The following is a 25,466-nucleotide window of genomic DNA, read 5'->3' as shown; positions in this document are numbered from 1 at the left end:
CGTCCATATTGCTGGCCATCGGAACAAAAAAGATGAGCAGCGTCCTTCATATATCGTTGATTCATCGGTAAATATGTATGATGTAAAAAAAATCAAACCAGGTACTTTTGGCAAATAAACAGAAAGCGACTTACCCTTGGCGGGCAATGTCGCTTTTTTTATTTATTCATTTTAGGGAATCTGGAATGATACCGTGGTTCCAAAATTAAGTTTGATTGTAATGACAAGCCCATAGCCATATAACTGTTCTAATCGACGATCCGTATTCAATAAACCAATTCCACTTTGTTCGTTATACTTCCCATTCAACAGTTGCCCCAATTCTTCTTCGTCCATTCTGATTCCATCATCTGCAATCGATATTTCGATGTACTTCCCAGACAATCTCTAAACGTTCAGCAAAACGTTCCTTCTCGATATACAAGTAAGCTTGAACGAGCTCTAGCTCATGTGCAATAGATACAAATTGATTCGTATTTTTGTGATCGGCAGCCTGATCTGAGCGCTCCATGATGGATTGCGTCTCGCAGGGGAGTTCGCAGCTCATAAGAAGTATTCACCAAAAATCATCTTTCGTTTTATCAGCCTTTTGCAAGCTTGATCATACGATCGGCATTTTGAAAATAACGCTTAAACCAATAAGCAGCAAATCTGAGAAAAGCAGCAAGCATATCAAAAGGGTATTAGCCGATTTTTATTAATCCAGTGGATTTGATGATACCCCAGATGATACCTGATGCGACACCCGCAGTTGCTAACAATAATAAAATGGTATCTTCATATTTTGATAATACAATTTTTATAAATATCATCATTAACGCAGTAGACGAGAAAGTCATAATGAATATGAGAAGCACACTAGTAGAAATGATGATACTGGCTATGAATGTATAATGCCAAACTCATATGATGCATATAGTAATGAACAAGCTGCATCCCGTGAGGAGGTTTTGAATGAAATCCAGCATTTCGGGAAAAGTGATGGTCATTTACGGAAGCACATTTCTGCTGATTATTGTCTTAACCTTTTGGTTGTCCTATCGGGGTACGGTTGGTCCGCTTGAGGCGGATCTGACCAATACGAATCTCGCGCTACTCAAGCAAGTAGACCAAAAGATTGAAGTGGCGTTCCGTCAAACCGAGAAAGATTTGCTCGCGCTTATGGAAGAACTCGAATTTGTCTACTTCATGCTGGATAGCTACAATGACGATGCCCAAAAATACAGCAACTATTATGGGCTTACGACAAAATTAAAAAACTTTATTAACGCGAATCCCACATTCTCATCCATTTTTGTTTACTCTGCTGTAAACGGCGATATTTTGACCGAAAAGGCTTATATGAATGATATTTCATCGGTAGACAACTGGCTAGCTGATTATATGGACATGCCGGGTTACTTCAAGTGGATGACGACCCATCCGGTGTGGGATGGAACGACAACTCAAAACGTTGTGACACTGGTGCGCTCCTACCCGACGCTCAGCAGTCCCGGGTATCGCAACGGCATCGTTGCCGTTAACATTAACGAGGTTGTTCTCTACGATATGATTAAATCGGTCTATGAGGAAAGCTCGGCTGGCCATCTGTTTATATTCGACGCAGATGGAAAAGTCGTCAGCCACGATGACAAAACGCTCCTTTACCAAAATTTAAAGCAATTACCCTATATGAAAAACGTACTCTCAGCAGAAGGCAGCGGCTCCCTATCAGTCAAGCTGGACGGGATCCCGCAAACTGTTTTTTACAGGACTTCCGCCTATACGGGGTGGAAAATGGTCAGCATCATGCCGGAATCACAAATTTACGAGCCGCTTCAGATTACCCGCAATCTTTTATTTATATTGGCTGGCGTAATGATCGTTCTAGCGCTAATTGTATTGTTCTACATCAATCGATTAACCTTTAAGCCGCTTGATCGACTGGTCAGCAAGCTTTCAGGGACCTACCAGCCAGATAAGAAGCGCGGATTTGATACGGCGGKATTCACTTATTTGGAGACGGTGTTTGAGCAAATGATGGAGGATCGGGAGCATTTGGAGAAGCATGTGCGGGATTCCAAATCCGTGCTCAAATGGAGACTGATTATGGATATGCTGAYCGGCTACCGAACGGACTACCAAGCTTTGCGGCATCACTTTGAATTTACAGGCATTAAGCTCTATTCAGAGCGCTACCTTGTATGTACGGCAGAAATTGCGAAACCAGAAGGCTGCTTAAGCCTGCGTGATGAAACGTTGTATACGTATGTGTTTTGCAACGTGGCGGAGGAGATGATGGGCAAAGAGGATGCTGGAGTCGCAATCGATTTAGGCGGCGGACGAGCGGCGCTTGTCTTTAGCTTCGCAGAAGGCGAAGCGGAACAAAACCATTTGCGCGCGCTCGCAATTTTGGAATGGATACTTGAGGTGATTAAGAAGCAATTCGGATTAGTCGCTACGGTGGGTGTAGGCAGAGGAGTCAAGGAACTCGGCGATATTCAAAGCTCCTACGGCGAGTCGCGCAAGGCGCTCCGCTACAAGATGCTTTTTGGCAGCCATTCCGTCATTTCAATCGAGGATTTGCAACCGCCGGACAGTCAAGACTATTACCGTTTGAATCGGAAGGCAACTCGAATTATGGAGGCGCTCAAACAGACGGATACGGATAAAATAAAGGAGGATGTGCACCAAGCCTTTGAGAAGGCGGTGGGACTAGGCTTGCCTCCTGACCTCATCCGCCAGTTTTCGTTCGATTTAATCGTGAAGGCGCTGCAGGTTGCTGATGCAATCGGAATCGGTCCCGAGGAGTCGATGGGCAACTTGGATAGCATTTATGAGAAGATTGAGCACAGTGAGGATTGGAAGCAAGCAGAGGCCCTCGTCCTCGCTGTTCTTGAGGAGCTAGCTGCTAAGCTTACGAGCAAACGAAGCCTGAGAGGGAAAAATGACACGATTGAGCGAATGCTTACCTACATTCAAGCCCATTACCATGAAAATGATTTGTCGCTCGATCGGCTCGCTGAACAGTTTCATTTGAGCCCAACCTATATTAGCAAGCAGTTTAAAGAATACACCGAGCGAAATTTTATCGACTATCTTATCGAAATTCGAATTGACGCCTCGAAAGCACTGCTCGCTAACAAGGATAAAAAAGTGAACGATATCGCCGAAGCGATTGGATATATGAATACCCGCAGCTTCTTGCGGACGTTTAAAAAATTTACAGGGATGACACCTACAGAGTACCGAGAACATGCCATCAGCAAACAAACAGGGCAAGGCACAGAGCGAACGTAAGACCGGTGGCACACTTCCTAAGCGGAGGCGTTGCCCCGGTTTTTTCCTTGTACTATAAGAATCTATAAGTTTGTTAGCTTATAAAAGGCTTACATTTCTCCGTCAAAGCTACTTCAACATCCAGAAGTTGAAGGGGTTTTTACTTGTAATGGCGGGATTTCTTTCGTGTCACAGSAAAAGAATGAACCTGGTCAAGAAAGGTGACTGGGCCATTTCACAATAAAAGACACCTGGCACAGAACATGTCTATATTCAGCTTCCCGAGCTTTGTGTACGATCGAATTGTAGACGGAACATAAAGGGGGGGAGGACGATTTGGATACGGCTTAAGCGGGATCGTCACTTATATTTGATGCTTCTGCCTGTCATCTTGTTTTATGTCATCTTTAAATACGCACCGATGGCGGGCGAAATTATCGCATTCAAAAATTACCGGTTTATTGATGGAATATGGGGAAGCGAATGGGCCGGTTTTCATCATTTTCAAATGCTGTTCGCAAGCTTGGATTTTTGGAGAATTCTTAGAAATACACTGCTGCTGAACATCTATAGTCTCGTGTTTGGTTTTCCGGTACCTATCCTCCTTGCCTTGCTGCTTAACGAGGTGCGCAGAGAATGGTACAAAAGGACGGTCCAGAACCTGTTGTATTTGCCTCACTTCATCTCTTGGGTTGTGCTGGGCGGTATCGTTATTGCGATCCTATCGCCGAGCACAGGCGTCGTGAATCTGATTCTAAAACAATTTGGCATCGAGCCCGTCTATTTTATGGCGGATTCGACTTGGTGGCCTGTTGTGTATACGTTATCCGGTATTTGGCGCGAAGCGGGCTGGGGGACGATTCTCTATTTAGCAGCGATGGCTTCGATTGATCCCCAGCTTTATGAAGCAGCCAAAATCGACGGTGCAAACAAGCTGCGGCAAATTTGGCATATTACACTTCCCGGCATTCGCAGCACGATTGCTATCTTATTGATCCTTCGGATGGGGCATATGATGGATGTTGGTCTTGAACAAACGCTGGTGCTTCAAAACCAATCCGTGCTGGATGTAGCGGATGTCATCAGCACCTATGTATACCGGGTCGGCTTGCAAAATATGAATTACAGCTACACGACAGCGCTTGGATTATTCCAGTCCTTGATTGGGTTTATTCTAGTCGTAGGCGTTAACGGGCTCATCCGAAAGTTCGGCGAAAGGGGGTTATGGTAACGGTGAAAAGGAATGCTGCCGCAGCTTTTGTGCTGTCATCGATTAGCAAAATCATCCTTTATACGTTTCTTGGCCTCTCGTCCTTAATCGCCCTGTTCCCGCTATGGTATGAGGTGGCGGCATCCTTTAGCAGCAGCCGGGCAATTACAGCCGGAGAAGTGATGCTGTGGCCAATTGAATTCAATCTGTATGCTTACGATCGGCTATTTGATGACGGACAAATTTTGATCGGCTTGCGAAATACGGTCTTGATCACGGTTGTTGGTACCGCGTTGAACATGATCATGACGATACTGGCTGCCTATCCGCTTTCAAGACGCCGCTTGATGGGACGCAGCGGACTGCTAATGTTCGTTACGTTCACGATGTTATTCGTTTCTGGGATCATTCCGAGCTTCATTCTCGTCAAGACACTGAGCTTAATGGACACCTACTGGGCATTATGGCTGCCAGGGCTGATCAGCACGTATAACATGTTTGTGATGAAAACGTTCATGGAAGGCCTTCCGGATGAAATTGAAGAGTCGGCTGCTATGGACGGAGCTGGAGATTGGCGGGTTTTAATGCAGATCATGCTTCCGCTTTGCAAGCCGATTATCGCCYCCTTGTCGCTGTTCTACGCCGTTGGCTGGTGGAACTCCTATTTCAGCGTTCTTCTTTATATAACAAAAACGACGTCACAGTCCTTGATGGTGAAGCTGTATCAGATGATTAATCAAGTGGATGCAAGCCTGCTTAACAATACTGGGGGAAGCGAGGGTGCGGGGCAAATCTTGTTAACGCCCGAAGGCATCAAAGCTGCGGCCATCGTCATTGCGGTCACGCCGATTCTATGCGTATATCCGTTCCTTCAGAAACATTTTGTAAAAGGTGTCTTGATCGGTTCGGTTAAAGGTTAATAAGGAAAAGGGGATGATGTATTTGATGAAATGGAACAAAATTCGTAATTTGATCATGATGGCTAGCTTAATTGTTGTACTGCTGGTTGGCTGCACGGGGAAATCCGAGCCGACTAAACCTTCTGCTGCACCGAATAAGACTGATGCGCCAGCACCAGTGGTAGAGCAAAAGAAAGAGATTAGCGTATCTATCCTTGATCGGGGCGAAGTGTCATCGGAGGAAGGCAGCTATGAAAACAACCGCTGGACGAAGTGGATCAATGAGAATGCTCCTGCAAAGGTGAAATGGGTACCCGTGCCGCGTACGCAGGTACAGCAAAAATTAAACACGCTGATTGCATCGGGCACGGCTCCGGATCTCATATGGGAATATGACCGCAGCTATATCAGCCAGCTCGCTGCGCAGGGCGCGATCCAGCCGATCGACGAATATATCGAAAAATACAGCACAACGTACAAAGCTTATTTGGCTAAGCATCCAGAACTTAAACCCTTCCTAACGATAAATGGAAAAATGTATGCGGTTGCAAGTGCGCGTGGACAAGAAACGATAGCCAATCATGGCATTATGATTCGTCAGGATTGGTTGGATAAGCTAGGTTTGAAAGCTCCGACAACAGTTGAAGAATTAATTGAGGTTGCACGAAAGTTCAAAGAGGGCGATCCGGACGGCAACGGCACGGCAGACACGGTTCCAATCACCTTTAATTACAACGGAGTGCAAATTTTAAGAGCCCTTTTCTTCAATAACGAGAACCAATGGTATCTGGAAGATGGCAAGCTCACGTTCGGACGGATACTGGATCGATATACCGATTCGCTTGCTTTRCAGAAGCAGCTTTTTGACGAAGGGTTAATCGATAAGGAATACATTACGGATACGAATTTTCAGCGCTCGCTGCAGCTTTGGACGACAGGCAAGTCGGGTATTTATCTTGGCTCATGGTCAATGGGCGCAGAGTTTGTTGATTTGAAGAAAAATGTGCCGGATGCAAAAGTGGTGCCTTTGGAGCCTGTCTCTTCGAAGTATGGAAAAAATGGCCTTTATCAGGAAGTTCCGGCCAATATGTATATCGCTTTTAATACGAATATGAAAGAGGACAAAATCGAAGCAGGCGTCAAATTTTTGGACTGGATGCTGGAGAAGGGCTGGGAGCCGCTCAGAATCGGAGAGAAGGACGTTCATTATAAGCTCGTGGGAGAAGTTCCGCAGAAGACCGACGCTGATAAGTTCAAGAAGGAAGTGTTTTATGCTAGAGAGTATGCGATCTTGAACGAATGGGATCCGAAGCCAGAATGGTATGCGGTGATGGCGGCGCAGGATCCGATTTCTCAAGAGCAGGCCGTGCTTAAAGCAGCTGGTCTTGAGATTGCAATGAAAAATAAATACAGACGGGATATTGCCTATAATCCTGATCTGCCTGAGGTAAGCCAACTGATTGCTACCTTCGCTCCGATTGCGCAGCAAATTGAAGCCAAGATCGTAACTGGAGGAGGCGCGCTTACGCCGCAGGCTGGAATGGAGGATATTCGCAAGGAATGGAATCGTTTGGGCGGTGAAAATGTAGAGAAGTTAGTGCAGGAGTGGTATGAAACGAACAAAGAGCATCTGAAGTAGAGGGGAAGGCCCTTCCCGAATGCGGGAGTTACTTTTTCGGGAAGGGTTAATCGCCGATCCGAGTAGCAAAGGATGGATGGAAAATGATGACCATGAAAAAAGTTTTTTCATTATTCCTCGTCTTTGCATTGATCATGACAGCATCTGGTACGCTTGGCAAAAATGAACATGCAGCGGCTGCAGAAGCGGTGGTCGCAGAGCTGCAAGCAGGCGATTATGAAAGCTCCGACGAAGTATGGGACTTCCTGCTGGGCGCCGAATTTCCCGGGGCGCAAGGAAGCTTTACAAGAGATCAGTCTGTATTCAAAACAGGTCTTTCTGCGGCCAAGGTGACTGGCGATTTTAATGGCGGCGGCTCTTACGTTGCACTGGAGCGGTATCTGACGAAACGAATAGTTCCGGCGGATGCGGTAAGCTTATCCTTTTGGGTGAAAACTGCGGATGCTGCATCGATTTATATTGTACTAATGGACGGAACGAACCAAAACCACTCGCAAAGGCTGGTGCTTCAGCCGACAACGGATTGGCAGAAAGTTACCGTGAATGCTTTTAATGCCGGCAGCGAATATACGCACTGGGGAGGCGCCAATGACGGAGCCTTTCATCCGTCACTTAAGAAGATGACGATCAAGGTAGCACGGGCGGGACTGCGCACGGGGCTTAAGAGCGGCTCGGTATGGCTTGACGATCTCCGAATCATGGTGACTGTACCTGATTTAGCCATCGCTCAAACGCAGGTTGGCAACGTATTTGCTGGTGCAAACAAAGGCACTTTTGATGTATTAACGACGGGAGACACCGTCACATGGCAAACCTATGATGCTTGGGGAGAGCCCGGTTCAACTGGAAGCGCGCCGGTTACCGGAGGCAAGATCAGGCTTGAGGTGCCGGTACAATCAGATGGCTATTATCGTTTAAAACTATCAACTTATCAAGCGGGAACTTTGCTTAAAACAACAGAGACGACATTCGCGGCTGTGCCAACGTTTGATTTGGCAGCAGTGACGGCATCACCGTTTGGCGTACAGACGCATTTTGCACATAGCTGGAACCGTGAGATGCTTCCTTTGGTCAAGTATGCAGGAGCCAAAAGCGTGAGGGATGCGATGTTTTGGTCTGAGATCGAGCTAAAAAAAGGCATCTACACCTATAACCCGAAATTTACACTCTATATGGAAGGATTGCTGGAGAACAGCATCGATCCGCTGATGACCTTCGCTTTTTCCAATCAATTTTATGATAATTTTCAAACGCCTTATTCGGCAGAAGCTCACGCCGCCTATGCGAATTATACGAAATCCGTACTGAACCGATTCGGCGGCCAAATCAAATGGGGCGAGATGTGGAACGAGTTCAACCTGCCCGGATTTGGAGGGAATGGGCCGGCTGCATCACAGCCCGATGTATACTTCAATCTAATGAAAGCAGGTTATGAGGCTGCCAAATCGGTGCGCCCTGATCTGAATGTGCTTGGAGGCGCGACCGCAGGCATTCCAACCGAGTGGCTTGAAGATTTGTTCCAGCTCGGAGGGTTAAACTACATGGACACCTTATCCGTACATCCTTACCGTTATCCCGACAAGCCGGAAGGACTGCTTAACGAGGTAAACTCGTTAAATCAACTGGTGAAAACCTATAACAACGGACAGACGAAACCCATCTGGTTCTCGGAAATTGGATGGCCGACGCAGCTTGACCCCCGCGGGGTGGATGAGAAGATGCAGGCTGCCTATTTGATTCGCACCTATGTACTTGGCATGGCAGCAGGAGTGGAGAAAATCTTCTGGTACGATCTGATGGACGACGGAACGGATAAGAAATATAACGAGCATAACTTCGGTATTATTCATAATGGCGGTGATCCGCTCGGCGCGTATACGCCAAAACCGGGTTATGTGGCGTTAGCGACGGTAGCGCGGCAGTTGACTGGCGCAAGCTTAACCGGTCAGGAGATTACGAACGGCATCTATCGCTATAAATTTAAGAAGGACCAGAAATCGATTCATGTGCTTTGGTCAGGGACGGATACCGAAACCGATCTGACTTTGAAAACAAATGGACCGCTGGTCGTAACGGACATGATGGGCCGTTCAGCTACCTATACACCGAAGGACGGGGAAATTTACATTACGGCTTCAAGCGAGCCTCTATTCATCCAAGGGAAAATCGATAAAGTCATTCAAGGAAGCAAATATAGGCTTAAGAGCGAACCTTCCTTTACCGGTGATCCTATCAGCGTAACGTTATCCGTATACAAAGCATCATCTTGGAATCCGCTAAGCGCCCGCATTCAATTGCAAGGATCAGTTCAAAATATACAGGCTTCTTCGGTCGGCACCTATCCTGTCGTATTTCTAGGAATAGGTCAACCTGGCAGCTACACAGCGACGGCGGAGCTTGTCGTTGGCGGCAAAAAAATCGGAGCGTTAAAAAATACAGTGGTGATCAAGCAATCGGAGGAGCTTTCTGTCAAACATGTGCTGAAGGAGGGCAGCAACTTCCTGAGAGTTCGAATCGATAATACAAAACCGGTCGATAGGCGGTTGACACAGATCGATTGGCAGGTGGGTGCAAACACCGAATCAGAAACTTATAATACGGTGCTGCCTGGTTTTACGGATTATACAATTGATCTTCCAATACCGGCACTGCCCGATGGAACTTTAACGCCTCACCAGCTTACCGTCTATTTGGATGATGGCACCGTATTGTCTTCTTCAGGCAACTTGAACAATATCGCTGTCGCAAGTATGACGCCCATCGTTAACCGCACAGTGCAGGTGGATGGGTCGCTGGACGATGTAACCGATCTCCCTGGCATCAACCTGTTTGAGGAAGGCCATTCAAGAGTGGTGCCGCATAATGGGCCGGAGGATTTGAGCGGTAAGCTGTGGGTTACGTATGATAATGACCACCTCTATCTATCAGCAAAGATCCATGACGATCTATTCTCGCAAACCAAATCAGGAGATGCGATTTGGAGCGGAGACAGCATTCAATTCGCTATTTCTTTGGGAACGCCGGGAGAGGCGGCGGAATGGTATGAATACGGAATGGCGCTGACACCAGATGGACCGGAATTATATCGGTGGATGGCGATGAGTGGCGTATTGACCGGACCGGTTACAAATCGCCAGCTCCAGATTACGAGAGATGAAACAAACAAGGATACGATCTACCGGCTCGCATTGCCTTGGAAGGAATTGTCGCCGATTGCTCCGAGTGACGGGATTTTAAGCTTGTCTGCTCTTGTGAATGAGAATGACGGCAATGGACGCAAAGGATGGCTGGAGTGGGGCGGAGGCATCGGGTCCAATAAACAGTCTAAACTATTTAAGCCTATGTTGATCGGCGGGGCTGGATCAGCAAGCGTTAGCGGTGTGACGCTTGACAGAAGCCTACTTGAGATGACTGCAGGTGACCCTGCAGTTGCACTTCTTGCCGCGGTGACGCCAGTGAATGCTGCGAGTAAAGAGGTAACGTGGACAACAAGCGATCCGAATGTTGCGACAATAAATGCAGGGGAAGTTACGCCTGTCGGAGTGGGTACGTCAACGATAACGGTAACGACGATGGATGGTTTATTTACAGCCAGCTGCATCGTTACAGTCACAGCTGCTCCAGTTGTTGACCCGGAGGTTGGGACACCTGTGCCTACTGAAATCGTGGAGCCGGGGTCAACAGAAACGCCAGAACCAAGTGAAACGGAAGTGCCAGTACCTAGTGAAACGCCAGAGCCGGGAAGCTCTGAAGCTGCTCCGAATCCAGTGACTCCGGCGCCAACTGACTAAAGCGCCAACTGACTAAAGCGCCAGAGAACGGAGCTTAATAGATACAGGTTGAAAGGCAGGAGATGAGCAGTTCGCCTTAATGGCGGTCTGCTCTCTGTTACTTCATTGGCGCCAACTAGGATACCGTTATTGAGAGGATGGGATATATGGATAAGACGAACAATCCAATGGATCATAAGCTGCTGCTGCTCGGAAAAATCCATCACTGGGAGCCGTTTTTTGACCCGGAAGTCAACATGCTTGAGCTGCCCTTTCATAGTCCCGGCTACCATACGACGCTTACGGCTGAGGAGTTCCCGCTTGTTCACCCTACATATCCTTCTCTTCTTTATGCACTGGCTTTGCTTGACAGCGGTTTGCCGGATTATAACACACGAGCTTATGAAGTCATACGCAAAGTGATTTCACTGCAAGACCAAAATCCTGCACACAAAACCTATGGCATATGGTCATGGTTTTACGAGGAGCCGCTTGCGAAAATGTCCCCGCCAGATTGGAACTGGGCTGATTTTTGCGGGAAACAGCTCGTTCAAATCGAAGTCCGGCATGGGGACAGATTACCTATGGAACTGCGAGAGCTGATCCGTCAGGCTGTATTCTGCGCATGCGATGCCATTATGAAGCGGGATGTAGGTCCAAATTATACGAATATCGCACTAATGGGTGCTTTGGTCACGCTTATCGCGGGCGAAGCATACGCTGAGCCAGAATTGGCCGATTATGGTATTCGAAGGCTGGAAAAGCTCCATGCATTTACGAATCAGCTAGGGACGTTTCATGAGTTTAACAGTCCGACTTATACGGTTATCGCCATCACCGAACTGTCCAAAATTTATACGATGACGGCGAGCGCTCAGGCTAAAGCGCTTGCGGAAGATTTGCTCGATAGCGCATGGCGCATGGTAGCAGAGCATTTTCATCCGGCGACGAAGCAGTGGTCCGGCCCGCACAGCCGGAGCTACAGTACGCTGCTATCGGATATGGCGAAGTCATTTTTGCAAATCGCTACAAACGATAGGGTTGTTTTTACATTTGAGAATGAACAGCCGTATGATGCGGAGTGGTTTGGGAGCGGGATTTGTTTTCCGCACAAGTATGATCCATTCTTCACACAGTCTGAGGAAAGGCTGCTCCAGCAGCTCTATTCTAGAAATGAACAGACTGGGCAGGAAAAGTGGGCAACAACCTACATGACCCCTTCCTTTGCGATTGGTGTGTCCAGCGAGGAAATTATGTGGAATCAAACAAGGCCGCTGCTTGTTTTCTTAGATAATGGTGGAGAGGCGGCCTATTTGAAGCTGCGTGTCCTGCATGACGGCTATGATTATTGCTCAGCTGTACTGAACAGTAGAGTAGAGGGGAGCAGACTGCTGCTCGGTATCCGTTTTCTAACTGATGGAGGAGATACTCATCCGAGCCTTGATCGAATAAATGGCTGCATAGCTGCATCTGATTTGCGAATTCGGGTAGAGCTTGGCGGTTGCTTGGATAATGTAGACGCGGAAGTGAGCGGGGAAAGAGCGGAGGTTAGAATCGGTGACTGCAAAGTTGCTCTGCGTATTTTGTTTACGGCATTTGGTGCAGGGACGGAGGAGCATGACGATAAACAAAAAGACAATTGGAAGTGGGAGCTCGCGAGGAACAGCAGCAGCTTTTGCTTCGACCATATTTTACATGCAGTAGAGGACAGTACAATTGATTTTGAGAAGATGGGCAAAGCAGCTTTTCTTTTTTCGCTAGTAATTGGTGAAGCAGAGCCGGAAATTATAGTAGAGACCTATGATGATGCTGTAGCAGCTAGATTTTCAAGCAAACAGAATGCTGCCGCAACCAGTGATGATCCTATTAAGCTATCCTTAGCATTGAAGCCTGCAGCATCACCATCAGCATAAAACGGTGAAGCTGCATCATTTTATGGAGGTGGAGGAGCAGGCATGAAAACGAAGTTATCGCGGGAAATAGTGAAGCAGGCGGCTGATCGTGTATATCACTATATGCTGGAGGATCATTCCGGTAGTTGGGGCATGGATTTGAACCATTGGGACTGGGTGCCGGGAGTCGGCGTCATTGCGATGCTGTCTTATTATGAGCTTACAGGTGAATCAGAGACGATGACGGAGTTAATAAAATGGTCGCAAAATAATTTACACCTTGCGGAGAAGATCAGAGTCATTAATGCGATGGCGCCATATACGGTTTTTCCAGCGCTTTATGAGCATACGCATGACCCTGTTTTTTTGGAGACAGCAGAGCGAATTGGACAATGGATGATGACGGCGGCGCCCCGTACAAGGGAAGGTGCCTTCGAGCATACGGTTACGGAAAATGTGAAATTCCCGGAGCAGGTATGGGCGGATACTATTTTTATGGCGGTTTTGTTATTGGCTAAACCTGCGAAACTCACTGGGAATGTGGATTATGCGAAAGAGGCCGTACGTCAGGTGGAGCTGCATTTAACGCTGCTGCAAGATAAGGATACGGGTGTGCTGTTTCATGGCTGGAATTCGGAGGCACGGAACCATCTTTCGGCTGCCCGCTGGACGAGAGCTAATGCGTGGATAGCGGTGGCGGTGCCGATGATAGTAGAAGAGCTGGAAGGTTTAGCAGTTGTTCCGAAGGAAACGCTCGAACGTTATCAATTGCTCATGCGCAGCCTTATTCGCTTTCAACATGAGGAAGGCCTATGGGCAACGGTGCTTGACCGTCCTGAATTTTATTCGGAGACGTCGGGCAGCGCCGGCATTTCTTGCGGCATTGTGAAAGCGGTACGTCAAGGCTTGCTCGATGCGGATTATTTGAATGCTGCCTACCTTGCGGCAGATGCTATTCTTCTTAAAATAAAGCCGAGCGGGGAAGTCATGGGCGTGTCCGGCGGGTCGCCAATCATGCCTTCAATCGAAGCTTACAATGAGATCGCTTGTTATCCAACGCTTTATGGGCAGGGACTCGTACTCATGCTGCTGTCGGAGCTATCGGACATCTCAAGCTGATATAAAAGGACCGTTTGCATCACGATGAGGTGAGCAAACGGTCCTTATGTGTGCCCAGCTTCGGCTTTATCAGACGCTGTCGATAACCATCTTTTTGAGCGGTACCATCGATTCTTCCGGGACATAAAATTTGAATTTATTGTCGCTGATTTGTCCAAGTAGTTGACGGCGGATCGGATCGGGATCCTTTAATAGATGCTCGTCTGCCTGATGATAGTCAATCGGACGCATCCAGATCGGGCTATAGCCGAGAAAGAGCTGCCTTCTTGTAAATTCGGATTGATTGATCGATCCGGCATGCCATAAATTTTGTGCGAAAATAAATACATCACCCGGCTTTCCGCACACTTGTACCTCGCCATCCAATTGCTGGCGCACATCCTTATGGTTCGGATTATAGGGCTGCCTGTGGCTGCCCGGAATAACCTTTGTATTGCCGCGGTTCGGCTGTGCCATATCGCTCAAAATATAACAGACTTTTATATAATAAGTAGCTGTTAAGCCTGCAATAACCGGAAACTGTGGATGAGGGCCGTCTTGATGCCAATCGATAAAGCTGTGGGAAGCCGTCTTTATATCATTTGGATTAGGTTTTCTCACGGTTAGATGAGAAATATGCAGCTGAATATTATGTCCAAGCAAATTAACGATTAAGGGAAGGATTTCTTCGTGATCGATCAATGAGGCAATTTCAGTGTGCCGAGAGACGCTATTATAAATATTATGAGCGAACGTATCTTCCTCCTCTGCAAGGACCTCATCGATAGCTGAATTCAGGAGGGATACCTTTTTCTGTGAAAGTATATCGGGTAAAACCAAGTATCCTTGTTCATGAAAACGGCTCATTAATTCTGGAATATTTAGCGAAGCTGTACGCATTAGCCTCTCCTCCTTCTTGTAATTAATTTTATTATATGCGACAAATTTTCGTTGTATAATGTATAGATTAATCAACTTTCTTGTAAATAATTTCATAAAAGGGATGATGGAATTGGACAAGCCTTGGTTTCGCGAGCCCGAGCTGATTTACCATGTGTTCGTGAAGGATGCTTCGCATTTTCAGAAGACAGAGGATACTTACGATCACTGGGCTTTATTCATTGTTGAAGAAGGCGRCTTTGAGTATAGAATGGGAAATTCGAGGAGCGAGAGAGCTGTAAAAGGGGAGATGGTGCTTTGTCCGCCCCATATGACCTTTTACCGTAAAACAGATGGCTTGTCATTTCATCTCATCGGGTTTCAGTGGCGGAATGCAGATAGCGCTGCCTGGGAGGACAACACCACTTTGCCCCCTACAGGAAAGCTTATTCTGCTGAACAAAAAAAGAATGAGTTCTACACTTTCGTTGCTTCGCGAAGCTCGTTATGTGAAGGATAGTCTGGCGCTGAAATACAAGCAACATCTGTTAAGGGATTTGATGTATGTCTATCAGATTGAAAGCATGAATCGTAAGATAAATTATTTATATAGCGAGAACCAGGTCCTGCAGCGCGCGGTACATATGCTTCAGCAGCAAGCGGAAGAGGGCGTTTCCTTGAAGGCGATCGCGATGGAGCTTGGCCTCAGCCAAGTGCAATTGACCAGGCTGTTTAAGCAGGAATTTCAAACGACACCAAGTTCGTACGCCGCTAATCTAAGAATGGATAAGGTTAAGCTTATGTTAGTTAATTCTTCATTAACGCTTGCGCAAATAGCAGAGCAGTGCGGGTTTACGGATGAGCATCATTTGAGCAAAAGCTTCAAGAAATCGTTTGGCATGAACCCGTCCTCTTATCGGAAAGCTTATACGATTTGAGCGAATCTATTTCGACAATAAATGCCATATAAATTTCCTTAAGGAGCATAAATAAAAAATAACCGCTGGTTTTAACCAACGGTTACCGGACAAGCTGGTATCAATAACAATAATAACGCTCCCAAATTTTGAATGAATCGTCCTTATGCTTATCCCACCAACAGATATCATCCCACCAATCATCATTGTCGAACCAATCATCATTGTCGAACCAGTCAAACCAGCCTTTCTTGTCCCAATCTTTGTCGTTCTTATTTTTACTTGGTTGGTTTGAATGATTATTGTTATTAGGATTCTTGTTGTTGTTTTGCTTATTATTATTGCTGTTGTTGCTGTTGTTGTTGCTGTTGATTGTACTTTTCGTAATGGAGAACACAGACAAGATACTTGATAAGAAACCTTTCTTTTCATCGTATGGTTCTTTACTGGATGCAGCAAATGCGGAAGCAGGATACATACAGATGGTGATCAGCAACGTAAGTGATAAGATTTTTTTGAATTTGGACATGACATCAACACCTCCCGTCCCCGCTCTAATTGCGAACTTAATGTTCGTTATAAAGAATTTTATAATAATTATATCCTTTTGTAAACGAACATTTTGAAAAAAATGGATAGTTTGGAGGAGGACTTTAGCCATAGTTTCGTAGATAATAGAGTGAAGAATACTAGTTAAATCGAAATGGAGCGGGATGTATGTTATTGTCGAAGGGTCAAAAGGTAGATATCACTAGAGGACGCGAACTTACATCTGTGAGAGTTCAATTTGGTTGGACGTCTAGAGAATCATCGATGAGCATCGATGCTGCTGCTTTTCTATTATCTGATCGAAATATCTGCGAGAGAGATGAACATTTTATATTTTATGGCAATCCACAAGCACACGATGGTTCGATTTCGCATGATGTGACAGAGAAGAGCGGTGATAAGGAGGCAATCACGATACACTTGAAGCGGCTGAGTAAAAATACGGAAAAAATAGCTTTTACAGTGACGATTCATGAGGGCGAACGGCTTGGCCATTTTATGCAAAACGCATCGCATTTATATATTCGACTAGTAAATGGAAGTACAGATGAAGAGTTGTTCCGATTTGATTATGGCTTGGCGTTTACAAAGGAAACGGCTGTAGTTGTCGGTGAATTGTATAGATATAACGGTGAGTGGAAGTTTAATGCAATTGGGAGCGGTTTTTACGGAGGGCTTGAAGCGTTATGTACAAGCTTTGGTCTAGAGATTGAGAGGGAAGAAGCAGAGGTAGCAGCTGCTGCAGCCGAAATGACTTTATCATCCATTGATTTGCGGAAAAAGATCGTCCAAATTACGTTGGAGAAGAAAAAATTAACGAGTGTTGCGGCTAGAGTAGGTATTGTACTTGATATTTCAGGTTCTATGCAGTCATTATACAGAAATGGCACCGTGCAGGAAGTAGTGGAACGAATTCTCGCGGTTGCCAGTAAATTTGATGATAACGGGATGCTCGATGTCTGGGTTTATGATACTCATTTTAGCCGATTGCCTTCTGTTTCAGAAAAAGATTTTGATCAATACGTCCAACGAAAAATATTGGATAATAACAACATACATAAGTTTGGGCGCAACAATGAACCTCCAGTTATGGAAGATGTCATTCGTAAATATACGGTGGAAGAGGAAGCGGCCACGCCAGTATTTATTATATTCATTAATGATGGCGGAGTCGTAAAACCGATTAAAAAGGTCATTACTGCCGCAGCGGTTCAGCCGATTTTCTGGCAGTTCGTTGGCATTGGTCATTCCGATTTTGAGGTGTTGAAGCATCTAGACACCATGGAAGGCCGGATTGTCGATAACGCAAACTTTATACATTTGGATGATATAGCAGCTGTATCTGATGAATTATTGTATGATCAGCTATTAAACGAATTTCCGAGCTGGTTGGAAGCTGCGAAAGCGAAGAGGATTGTTAGACCAAATTAATTAGCATTTTTTATTTACAGTAACGACAATGGAAAATCAAAGCCACCAGATCAATAGGTCTGGTGGCTTTTGTTTATTTGCTTATGGAAATAACTCGATTATCAGGATCCCAATCAATTTTACGATCAAGGCCTTCAATAACAAAACGCAAGGGAACCATGGTCATTGTATCAATAATCATCGGAGGATAGTCTAACGTTATCTGCTTGCCATCGATAAACGCTTCTTTCTCTCTAATGGTGAGATTCAGTGTATGGTTAGCATTCGATATGGTCATTTTCCCTTTTACGTATTCCACTTTTGCGCCTAGTTCATTAAATGTACTGCGAAGCGGAACGAAAGTAACGCCTTTGTAAATATAGGGATTAGAAGTGAGCGTTATCGTCTTTCCGTCGAGCTTTACTGTGATGGCTTTCTTCACTTGGCGCAGCTTTGAAACCATTTCACTTGAAGGAATATTCATTTGATTGTAATAGTCCATAATGGTTTCACTGCCTGTTCCATATCCGAATGGTTGTTTAGACCATAGAGTTCCGTCTACCTTCAAAATAATAAAAAAATCTTGATTAAGTGAATGGATCGCAAATTGTTTCACATTTGAAATGCCTGCAATGGGTGATGGATCAACTAAATCTTTAGAATTATTATATAAACCCCATAACGTTCCATCGGAATGAAGTGCTGCGCAGCTAAATGTTCCACAGCTTATATCAGAAGCCGATGTTAGAAGTTTATTGAGTTTTAAACCTTTGTTTATTTCCCACACTGTACCATCCATGTCGAGAACAATCGATTTTTCCCATGTGGCAGAAACTTTTTTAGCATAAATGCCAGGTAGCTTAAATGGACTCATCAAATCTCCTGTATCGCTGCCCCATCCATTGTAATGACCCCAAATCCAAGTTTCTCCTTTCGCATTAATTGCTGCTGAAAGGAAGCTTCCTGCGTGGACGGAGACAATATCTTTTAGTCCAGCAACTTGCTTTGGAATATTTTGTTCACTGACGCGTTTGCGATAATCTTCAGGCTTATAGGCGCTGATGTCCATGCGACCCAATTGACCCAAACCGCCGTTCCCCCATGACCATACCGTGCCATCTGACTTTAATGCTAGATTATGGTCTTCTTTTGCAGCAATATCGATGACATCTGTAAGACCATTAACCATTTTAGGTTTTGTTACAATAGCTTGTGCGTTTGTATCATAGGTATCAAAACCGCTTACGCCATCACCGTTCCCGCCCCAGAACCACACTGTACCATCTTTTTTGAGTGCGAGGCTGTAAAAGCCTGTGACTTGAACTTTAGCAACGTCACTGAATACAGGTACCGCAGCCGATTTGAAACCAATTGTTCCATCTCCCAGTTGACCAGCAAAGTTATTGCCCCATGCCCATACCATTCCTTGATTGTCTAACGCTAATGCTACGTTACCAGCCATTTCGACCTGAGTAAATCCTGTGAGCGAATTGGAACTGCTTTCTGCAGCCTTTAAATTACTGAGAGGTGTTAGTGATAATGCTAATAAAACCGCAAGGCATACTTTCGTGAAAATACGTTTTTTCAAAGGTTAGCACTCCTTTTTTTGCATTTAGGCGATTACAATTGTTTGAATGGGTATTTAATTGGTCCTAATGTATAGATGCCGATGATGTATGTTACATTCTAAACGATAAATTTCCATTTTTTGTTTCACTTTTTTTTCGAAACTTTTGGCCGCGCATAAAAAAATAGCTAATGAATAAATAATTGCCAACTTGTTATATAAGTCATTCAAGAAGAAGAGTACTATTGTAAGGAGAACGAAATAGGAAAGGCGGTTTTGTTGATCATGTCATTTGGCGTTTTTTTGGAGAAAGGTCCTGTGGCTTGGGAAATTATTCAGCAAGTAGACGGAAGAGGTAAGTTTGCGTTATCGGGCACTTGGGAAGTGGACCAGGCAGTGCACATTGGTCCATTCCAAGTGTTTGCAAGAGTGGTTCATGAGAATAACGGTAGAGATGTATTAAGCTGGACACCATGTGAAATGGTGAGTGAGAATGGATGGCGAGTTACCTTACATGTTCCGACTGGTGGTTTATACCGCTTGGAAACTTGCTTGCAGCATGATCAGAATGCGGTACTTGGTTCAGGAGCGATACGCGGAGATATGATCCATCATATCGGTGTCGGAGATTTATGGATCATAGCCGGTCAAAGCAATGCGGCAGGTTATGGAAGAGGAACGGTAGAAGATAGACCGATGCTAGGGGTTCATTTGCTAAGAAATAACGGATTGTGGGATCTCGCAACGCATCCGTTCAACGACTCCACGGCAACAATCCATGAGGTGAATATGGAGTGGGTAAATCCAGCACATAGTCCGTGGCTGCATTTTGGCAAGTTGTTGCAAAATGAGCTCCATTATCCTATTGGTTTCGTACAAACGGCTCTTGGCGGTTCTGCGCTTCGTGCTTGGAATCCTGATGAAGAAGGTCATCTTTATCGAAATATGATCGAAACGGTGCAGCGCTGCGGCGGCAAAGTGGCTGGCGTGGTATGGAACCAAGGCAGTTCCGACTGCAATTCTGAAAGCGCCGATACTTACTTGGAGCGTTTTACAAAGGTTGTTCAATATTGGCGTAAGGATTTGAACATAACTGAGCTTCCCTTTATAACGGTCCAGCTTAACCGCTTCACCAATATTCAAGAAGACAAAGAGCATCACGACAAACAATGGGGGAAGGTGCGCGAAGCACAGCGGCAAGCTGCAATATCCATACCTTCGGTTTCTGTCATACCTTCACTTGATTGTCCAATGTCTGACGATATTCACAACAGCCCTGCAGGAAATTTAATAATTGGGAGCCGTGCGGCGAATATAGCATTGCAAGCGGTTTATGGTTTACAGCGGCAGGCGTACTCGCCTAATTTGGAACATGCCATTTACATACAGGAACATGAATCGAATTCACATGCCATTAAGCTGCRCTTTAAGCATGTATCGGAACGACTATTTGCGATAAATCCACAAGCGGATTTGTTTGGTATAGAGGACGAAGAGGGTGCTATTCTATTGAATGGCTGGACCATTATATCGAGCAATGAAGTGTTGCTTAAATTATCGAGAAAGCCTAGCGGCAAACTTAGTGTTCATGGTGCATATCAGACGAATCCGGCATCTCAGATGCTGATTGATACGGGGACTTATTTGCCGATGCTGGCATTTTACAATGTGGAAGCGGTTGCTGAAATATAAACGATTTTTTTTCAGATTTCAGTGAAAGAAAGCGGTTGGAATAGAAATAGACGCTTATAAATTTGAAGTCAAATAAGCAAGGACTGTTGACCATGCAGGTAATGCTGAGGTTAGCAGTCTTTTTTATAATGACGTATATATCAATTCTAGACACAAAGATGATAATCAGAGCCATTGTTGAAGATGGATTGGCGCAGTAATATACAAGTATAGCAAAACATCTGCAAGCAGCGTCAATCACACTCGAATAATGGAGGGGATTATCATTATGCTTACAACACAAAGCGAACTATTAAAGCCGCTATCTAACGAACAACTGGAGCAATATCATAAAGACGGATTTGTTATCATCAAAAAAGGCTGCAGCGCGGATTTAATCGATGCTTTTAATAGACATATTTATGAACTGCGTTCTACACCGCTTGATGAAACGCCGGATTGGGCACGCACCTCCGAGAAAGCACGCTATTCTACTCGGCTGTTCAACCCGCACCARCATGACAGCTTCTCGCGACAAGTGATGAAGCTTCCGATCGTTAGGGGTGCTCTAGCTCAGCTGATGGAGAAGGAGGCCGTATGCGTGCAAAGTATGTTCTTCTATAAAGAGCCGGGTTCGCCTGGTCAAGCTGCGCATCAGGACTACTACTATATCAAAAACGATCCAATGACCATGGTTGCCGCTTGGATTGCGATGGAAGAGCAGGTAGATGTACAAAACGGCTGCTTATGGGTTATTCCTGGCACACATAAGCTTGGGCTTCTGCCGCATGGCAAGGTGAAAAATGTCGATGAGCATGAAGAATGGACGGACGAGACAGAAGGCATCGATTTAAATCAACAGATTCCTGTTATTATGGAAAAAGGAGATATTCTTTTCTTCCATGAGCTTTTAATTCATTCCTCTAACCGTAATCGGAGCACTGACCGCTGGCGTCGTTCTTATGTTTGTCATTACATTCGTGAGGATTCAGCAGTTACATTGCGTGAAGATCTGCGCGAGAAATATGCGTTGATTTAATGGCTAATTCTGTAACGTTCAACAGAATCAAATCGGCTTACGCAGGCACAGTTATTTATCCGGCTAACGGTCGTTATGGCCCTCGTGTACAAGAGGATATACAGCTCGTACTGCTGCATTCGGGCGAGATGAGCATTGAGATTGATGATGAAGTTCATGAGATAACGCCTGGGTCTGTCGTGCTGCTAAAGCCTGGGCACCATGAACTGTTTACATTCTGGGGCAAGGGTGAAACCTGGCATCGCTGGATATCCATTCATATTGAGGACTTATCCGAGACGGAAAAAGATTACTTCGAGGAACTTCCGCTATGTCAGCGCATCTCGGAGGAGATGAATCGATTAACAGATTTAATGCTTTCTGTGCAATATGCTCATCCATCCGAAAGTGATCTGCTTCGCAGCTTGGGTATGTCAGCGATCCTGTTATATGTCTCTGAAATGTCGCGGACTCGAGCACTTGAGGAGATTCATCCGTCTATTTTAACAGCGAAAAGTCTGATTCACAGTACTTACTACGAGGAGATAACTTTGACTATGCTCGCGGAGCATGCAGGTGTCTCGCCAGAACATCTTGTTCGATTGTTTCGAATGAGCGAAAAAACGACCCCGATTAAGTACCTTTGGCATTATCGGGTGTTAAAGGCTGTTGAATATTTAACCCATACTGGTTTATCCATTACTGAGATTGCAATAAGATGCGGTTTCAAATCAACCTTCCATTTTGCAAGGATGGTTAAAAAGCAGATGGGGAAGACACCAACCGAAGTAAGGCAGTTCTCATGGAAAGGCAATCAAATCGAAAAAGCATAAAAAAGTTCGCAGTGAATATCCTGCGAACTTTTTTTCTTACTTCTTCTGAAGCTCTGCTTCTATAAAACGAATCCATTCGCGCGAAGCGAAGGATAAGTACTTGTCTTTGCGCCATATCATCGACAATTGCCATGGGATTACAGGCTGAACAACGGAAACCGAAGCAAAACGTTTTTTGTCCAGCTGTCGGCATATGCCCTCAGGCAATAGCGTTACACCGTATTTAGCTGCAATCATTTCCGTCATGAAATCCCATTGCGAGCTCTCAAACACGATTTTGGGCTCGAAGCCTGCTGCTTCACAATGTTCTTTAATTAAATGATGGATCGTAAAATCTTTGCGAAACATAATAAATGGCTCTGATTCTAGCTGCTTCATCTCAATCATGCTCTGACCAGCAAGCTTGTGTTCAGCATGAACAACAAGGCGTAAATTCTCGTTGATGCAGGGAAGGACATGATACCGTTCCACGTCCTTAACGGGAAGAATGACCATACTGAAATCCAGTTCTCCATGGAGAATATCTTGTTCCAAGCTTTTCCCGCCTTGTTCAATGACATGCAATCGAATTTGAGGATAATGAGACAAAAATTTCTCAATAATGAGCGGTAAAAAATATCCGCCTACCATGGGAGGAATGCCTAAGCGCAGCGTTCCTTTTTTTAATTTCACAACTTCCTCAAGTTCACTCGACATATCCTCAAAGGATTGTATAATCTGTTTCGCTGAACGGAGAATCGATAGGCCAGCATCCGTCAATTCGATCTGCTTGGAGGAGCGATCTATCAGCTGTGCACCAAGATCCTCTTCAAGCAACCGTACCATTTTTGATAATGAGGGCTGGGTTACATGCAGCTTGCGTGCGGCTTGTGTGAAGCTGCCCGCTTCAGCAACCGCGACAAAATAATTTAAATGTTTAAGATCCATTTATATTGCTCCTTCAGCTTTAGAGCAGGAATCAATTGATAATCTGCTTTATGAGCACCTATAGTGAAAAGGAATGAAAACTATGCGATATATGTATTTTACCTATATATAAGATGGGTGTAAACTTAGCGTTATCGAAAAATTTTATGAAGAAAAAAGGTGTTACCATGAACGTATTAGAAAAATTAGTTGTCCCTTTATCATCAAGACCAGCATCAGAATCACTAACCATTAAGGAATCGATTGTTCTGCCGCCAGATACCAATCATCACGGAACGATTTTTGGTGGAAAGCTTATGGCATATATAGATGATGTGGCTACGATAGCCGCAACAAAGCATGCTCGTCGTCCCGTCGTTACGGCTTCAACAGACTCCGTCGATTTTCTTCATCCAGTAAGAAAAGGCGATGCAGTAAGCTTATCGGCTTTCGTTACTTGGTCACATAAAACGTCTATGGAAGTGTTTGTCCGAGTAGTGACGGAGGATTTGCTTACAGGCGGTCGCAAGGTGTGCGCTACCTCATTCCTGACGTTTGTTGCATTAGGTGATGACGATAAACCAACAGTAGTGCCTGGCGTATTAGCCGAATCAGATGAAGAGCGGCTATTGTTCTCTACTGCACCAGATAGGAAAGAGGCAAGACGTATACGAAGACAAGAGAGTAAGCATTTTGCCAACTACATGGGAACAGATTATGCTTTTAAAGAAACGCAATCCAAATCAGTCCCACAGCATTCCATTAATAAAGGTTACGAATCGGCTTGGGGTTCGGACTGGTAAACGTATAATTGGTTTTACTAAGCTGCTGTAATTGATTACAGCAGTTTTTCGTATTCAAGGTGGTAAATTGTTTTGAAAATAAGGATAACCTGTTGCCGCATATCCTATAACGAGCAAAAATTCGTTCAAAGGAGCATGCGATGCATAATGCAGGGACTTTATTTTTGAAGCTGATCGTTCATCTTTTTTCGCTTCTTTTTATTTTTCCCGCAATTTTGTTCTCCATTCTGGTGCTATGCTTGACGGATAATGTGAAATCCGGAATGGTTATGCTTATTTCTGCGTTGATTCTTCATGTTATTGTGAAAATTAGCAGCTACTCGTATTCTTTATCACAAGGTGATCATAAATATCGAATAAACAGGCGAGAAACCGAAATTTTTAGTGAGTGGTCATATGAAAAAGAATCCCCGCCACCACTTGTGGACATTTATCGTGAAATTGATTGTTGGAATGGGGAAACTGAGACATTATACCGCATGATTCGAAATCGTGAACAAGCTAATTACTCGGAGGATCGTACTGAAGGATGTGTAGCATGCAAGCAGAATAAGTGCGGAAATAGGCATGAAGATTAGAATGGGAAAAGCAGTGAAATGGATGATCAGAAAATATTACCAGCCATATTAATAAATATTAATGACGTTATGCCCCTGAATTCATATAAGATATGCGAAAGATATGTAAACAGGGAGGTTATRTGATCATGGAAAAGAAACGCTGCTTATTCTGTTCTGAGATCGTACCCATCGAACAAAAAGGTGAGTATGAGCGCTATTTGGGCTGCAACTGCGCACCGGGAAGTTATTACAGTTTATTAAGAGATAGTTACCTTGCTATTAACTCATTGTCCTATCCTATAAAAAATAAACGTTTTCCCATTATATCGGGGTACATTAGAGAACAATTAGATTGTGGTGAAAAGATTACTCTTACAAATGATGACTTGGAAACGATTGAGAAAGCACCACATATTCCACTTACAATTGAAGATAAAGAAGCACGGCTTCTTCAATATTTATATCGTCATTCCGATGATCCTGGACAACCGATCGTCATTCAGCCGCTTTCACAAAATTTTAATTTAACTTATTCTCCAAACCTGCAAGAGCTCATGTACATTGTGGAGAAACACATTGTGGAGAAAC

Annotated in this window: 19 protein-coding genes and 2 pseudogenes; 15 read left to right on the top strand and 6 right to left on the bottom strand. The window is 44.8% G+C overall.

What is annotated here, in order from left to right:
* Window positions 1–171: 171 nt before the first annotated feature.
* Together AC1DSE_RS11070 and AC1DSE_RS11065 are read right to left on the bottom strand one after the other, a co-directional pair.
* Window positions 172–336, bottom strand: coding sequence for a hypothetical protein (locus AC1DSE_RS11070; RefSeq protein WP_441875409.1), 165 nt, complete (start codon window positions 334–336; stop codon window positions 172–174).
* 10 nt (window positions 337–346) lie between these two features.
* The gene (locus AC1DSE_RS11065; protein ID WP_477527682.1) at window positions 347–547 is read right to left on the bottom strand and encodes a sensor histidine kinase; all 201 of its coding nucleotides are present in this window, start codon (window positions 545–547) and stop codon (window positions 347–349) included.
* A gap of 407 nt (window positions 548–954) precedes the next feature.
* Between AC1DSE_RS11065 and AC1DSE_RS11060 the strand changes: the two genes are divergently transcribed.
* From AC1DSE_RS11060 to AC1DSE_RS11030, 7 genes are all read left to right on the top strand, one after another.
* Window positions 955–3,279 (top strand): helix-turn-helix domain-containing protein, encoded by a 2,325-nt coding sequence (locus AC1DSE_RS11060; protein ID WP_477527681.1) that lies wholly within the window; start codon window positions 955–957, stop codon window positions 3,277–3,279.
* 352 nt (window positions 3,280–3,631) lie between these two features.
* Window positions 3,632–4,489, top strand: coding sequence for an ABC transporter permease (locus AC1DSE_RS11055; RefSeq protein WP_441875587.1), 858 nt, complete (start codon window positions 3,632–3,634; stop codon window positions 4,487–4,489).
* Window positions 4,490–4,491: 2 nt separating this feature from the next.
* On the top strand, window positions 4,492–5,388 hold the full coding sequence (locus AC1DSE_RS11050) for a carbohydrate ABC transporter permease (protein ID WP_477527680.1): 897 nt from the start codon (window positions 4,492–4,494) through the stop codon (window positions 5,386–5,388).
* 25 nt (window positions 5,389–5,413) lie between these two features.
* Window positions 5,414–7,006 carry an extracellular solute-binding protein gene (locus tag AC1DSE_RS11045; RefSeq protein ID WP_477512782.1) on the top strand — a complete coding sequence of 531 codons (1,593 nt, stop codon included), beginning with the start codon at window positions 5,414–5,416 and terminating at the stop codon, window positions 7,004–7,006.
* Window positions 7,007–7,089: 83 nt separating this feature from the next.
* Window positions 7,090–10,797: an Ig-like domain-containing protein gene (locus tag AC1DSE_RS11040; protein WP_477512783.1), complete on the top strand. Its 3,708-nt coding sequence runs from the start codon at window positions 7,090–7,092 to the stop codon at window positions 10,795–10,797.
* A 146-nt stretch (window positions 10,798–10,943) separates the two neighbouring features.
* Window positions 10,944–12,689: a hypothetical protein gene (locus AC1DSE_RS11035; RefSeq protein ID WP_477512784.1), complete on the top strand. Its 1,746-nt coding sequence runs from the start codon at window positions 10,944–10,946 to the stop codon at window positions 12,687–12,689.
* 42 nt (window positions 12,690–12,731) lie between these two features.
* Entirely contained in the window at window positions 12,732–13,787 is a 1,056-nt protein-coding gene (locus tag AC1DSE_RS11030; protein WP_477512785.1) for a glycoside hydrolase family 88/105 protein, read from the top strand.
* A gap of 69 nt (window positions 13,788–13,856) precedes the next feature.
* Here the strand turns inward: AC1DSE_RS11030 and AC1DSE_RS11025 are convergent, their stop codons facing one another.
* Window positions 13,857–14,666 carry a phytanoyl-CoA dioxygenase family protein gene (locus AC1DSE_RS11025; RefSeq protein ID WP_477512786.1) on the bottom strand — a complete coding sequence of 270 codons (810 nt, stop codon included), beginning with the start codon at window positions 14,664–14,666 and terminating at the stop codon, window positions 13,857–13,859.
* Window positions 14,667–14,778: 112 nt separating this feature from the next.
* On the opposite strand from AC1DSE_RS11025, the gene AC1DSE_RS11020 reads away from it, so the two are divergent.
* Window positions 14,779–15,582 (top strand): helix-turn-helix domain-containing protein, encoded by an 804-nt coding sequence (locus AC1DSE_RS11020; RefSeq protein WP_477527679.1) that lies wholly within the window; start codon window positions 14,779–14,781, stop codon window positions 15,580–15,582.
* Window positions 15,583–15,682: 100 nt separating this feature from the next.
* Here AC1DSE_RS11020 and AC1DSE_RS11015 read toward each other — a convergent pair whose 3' ends face one another.
* Window positions 15,683–16,090, bottom strand: a complete 408-nt coding sequence (locus tag AC1DSE_RS11015; protein ID WP_477512787.1) for a hypothetical protein — start codon at window positions 16,088–16,090, stop codon at window positions 15,683–15,685.
* Window positions 16,091–16,278: 188 nt separating this feature from the next.
* Between AC1DSE_RS11015 and AC1DSE_RS11010 the strand changes: the two are divergent.
* Together AC1DSE_RS11010 and AC1DSE_RS11005 are read left to right on the top strand one after the other, a co-directional pair.
* Window positions 16,279–16,797: pseudogene (locus AC1DSE_RS11010) on the top strand (TerD family protein); the annotation flags it as partial.
* 63 nt (window positions 16,798–16,860) lie between these two features.
* Window positions 16,861–17,541, top strand: coding sequence for a vWA domain-containing protein (locus AC1DSE_RS11005; RefSeq protein WP_477512795.1), 681 nt, complete (start codon window positions 16,861–16,863; stop codon window positions 17,539–17,541).
* Between the two features lie 73 nt (window positions 17,542–17,614).
* On the opposite strand, the gene AC1DSE_RS11000 is transcribed toward AC1DSE_RS11005, so the two are convergent.
* Entirely contained in the window at window positions 17,615–19,108 is a 1,494-nt protein-coding gene (locus AC1DSE_RS11000; protein ID WP_441875442.1) for a stalk domain-containing protein, read from the bottom strand.
* Window positions 19,109–19,372: 264 nt separating this feature from the next.
* Here AC1DSE_RS11000 and AC1DSE_RS10995 point away from each other — a divergent pair, with 264 nt between their 5' ends.
* From AC1DSE_RS10995 to AC1DSE_RS10985, 3 genes are all read left to right on the top strand, one after another.
* The gene (locus AC1DSE_RS10995) at window positions 19,373–20,779 is read left to right on the top strand and encodes a sialate O-acetylesterase (protein ID WP_477527678.1); all 1,407 of its coding nucleotides are present in this window, start codon (window positions 19,373–19,375) and stop codon (window positions 20,777–20,779) included.
* A gap of 268 nt (window positions 20,780–21,047) precedes the next feature.
* Window positions 21,048–21,797: a phytanoyl-CoA dioxygenase family protein gene (locus tag AC1DSE_RS10990; protein WP_339202781.1), complete on the top strand. Its 750-nt coding sequence runs from the start codon at window positions 21,048–21,050 to the stop codon at window positions 21,795–21,797.
* The gene (locus AC1DSE_RS10985) at window positions 21,797–22,609 is read left to right on the top strand and encodes a helix-turn-helix transcriptional regulator (RefSeq protein WP_477512789.1); all 813 of its coding nucleotides are present in this window, start codon (window positions 21,797–21,799) and stop codon (window positions 22,607–22,609) included. The genes AC1DSE_RS10990 and AC1DSE_RS10985 overlap by 1 nt, the downstream gene beginning before the upstream one ends.
* Before the next feature lie 36 nt (window positions 22,610–22,645).
* Here the strand turns inward: AC1DSE_RS10985 and AC1DSE_RS10980 are convergent, their stop codons facing one another.
* The gene (locus AC1DSE_RS10980) at window positions 22,646–23,536 is read right to left on the bottom strand and encodes a LysR family transcriptional regulator (protein ID WP_441875454.1); all 891 of its coding nucleotides are present in this window, start codon (window positions 23,534–23,536) and stop codon (window positions 22,646–22,648) included.
* 167 nt (window positions 23,537–23,703) lie between these two features.
* On the opposite strand from AC1DSE_RS10980, the gene AC1DSE_RS10975 reads away from it, so the two are divergent.
* Window positions 23,704–24,318 (top strand): acyl-CoA thioesterase, encoded by a 615-nt coding sequence (locus AC1DSE_RS10975; RefSeq protein WP_477512790.1) that lies wholly within the window; start codon window positions 23,704–23,706, stop codon window positions 24,316–24,318.
* A 706-nt stretch (window positions 24,319–25,024) separates the two neighbouring features.
* A pseudogene (locus tag AC1DSE_RS10970) lies at window positions 25,025–25,466 on the top strand (hypothetical protein); the annotation flags it as partial.

The organism is Paenibacillus sp. 01L418 (assembly GCF_056400045.1).
Note: the sequence above shows the minus strand (reverse complement) of the source record. Positions and strands in the feature narration are given on the sequence as shown.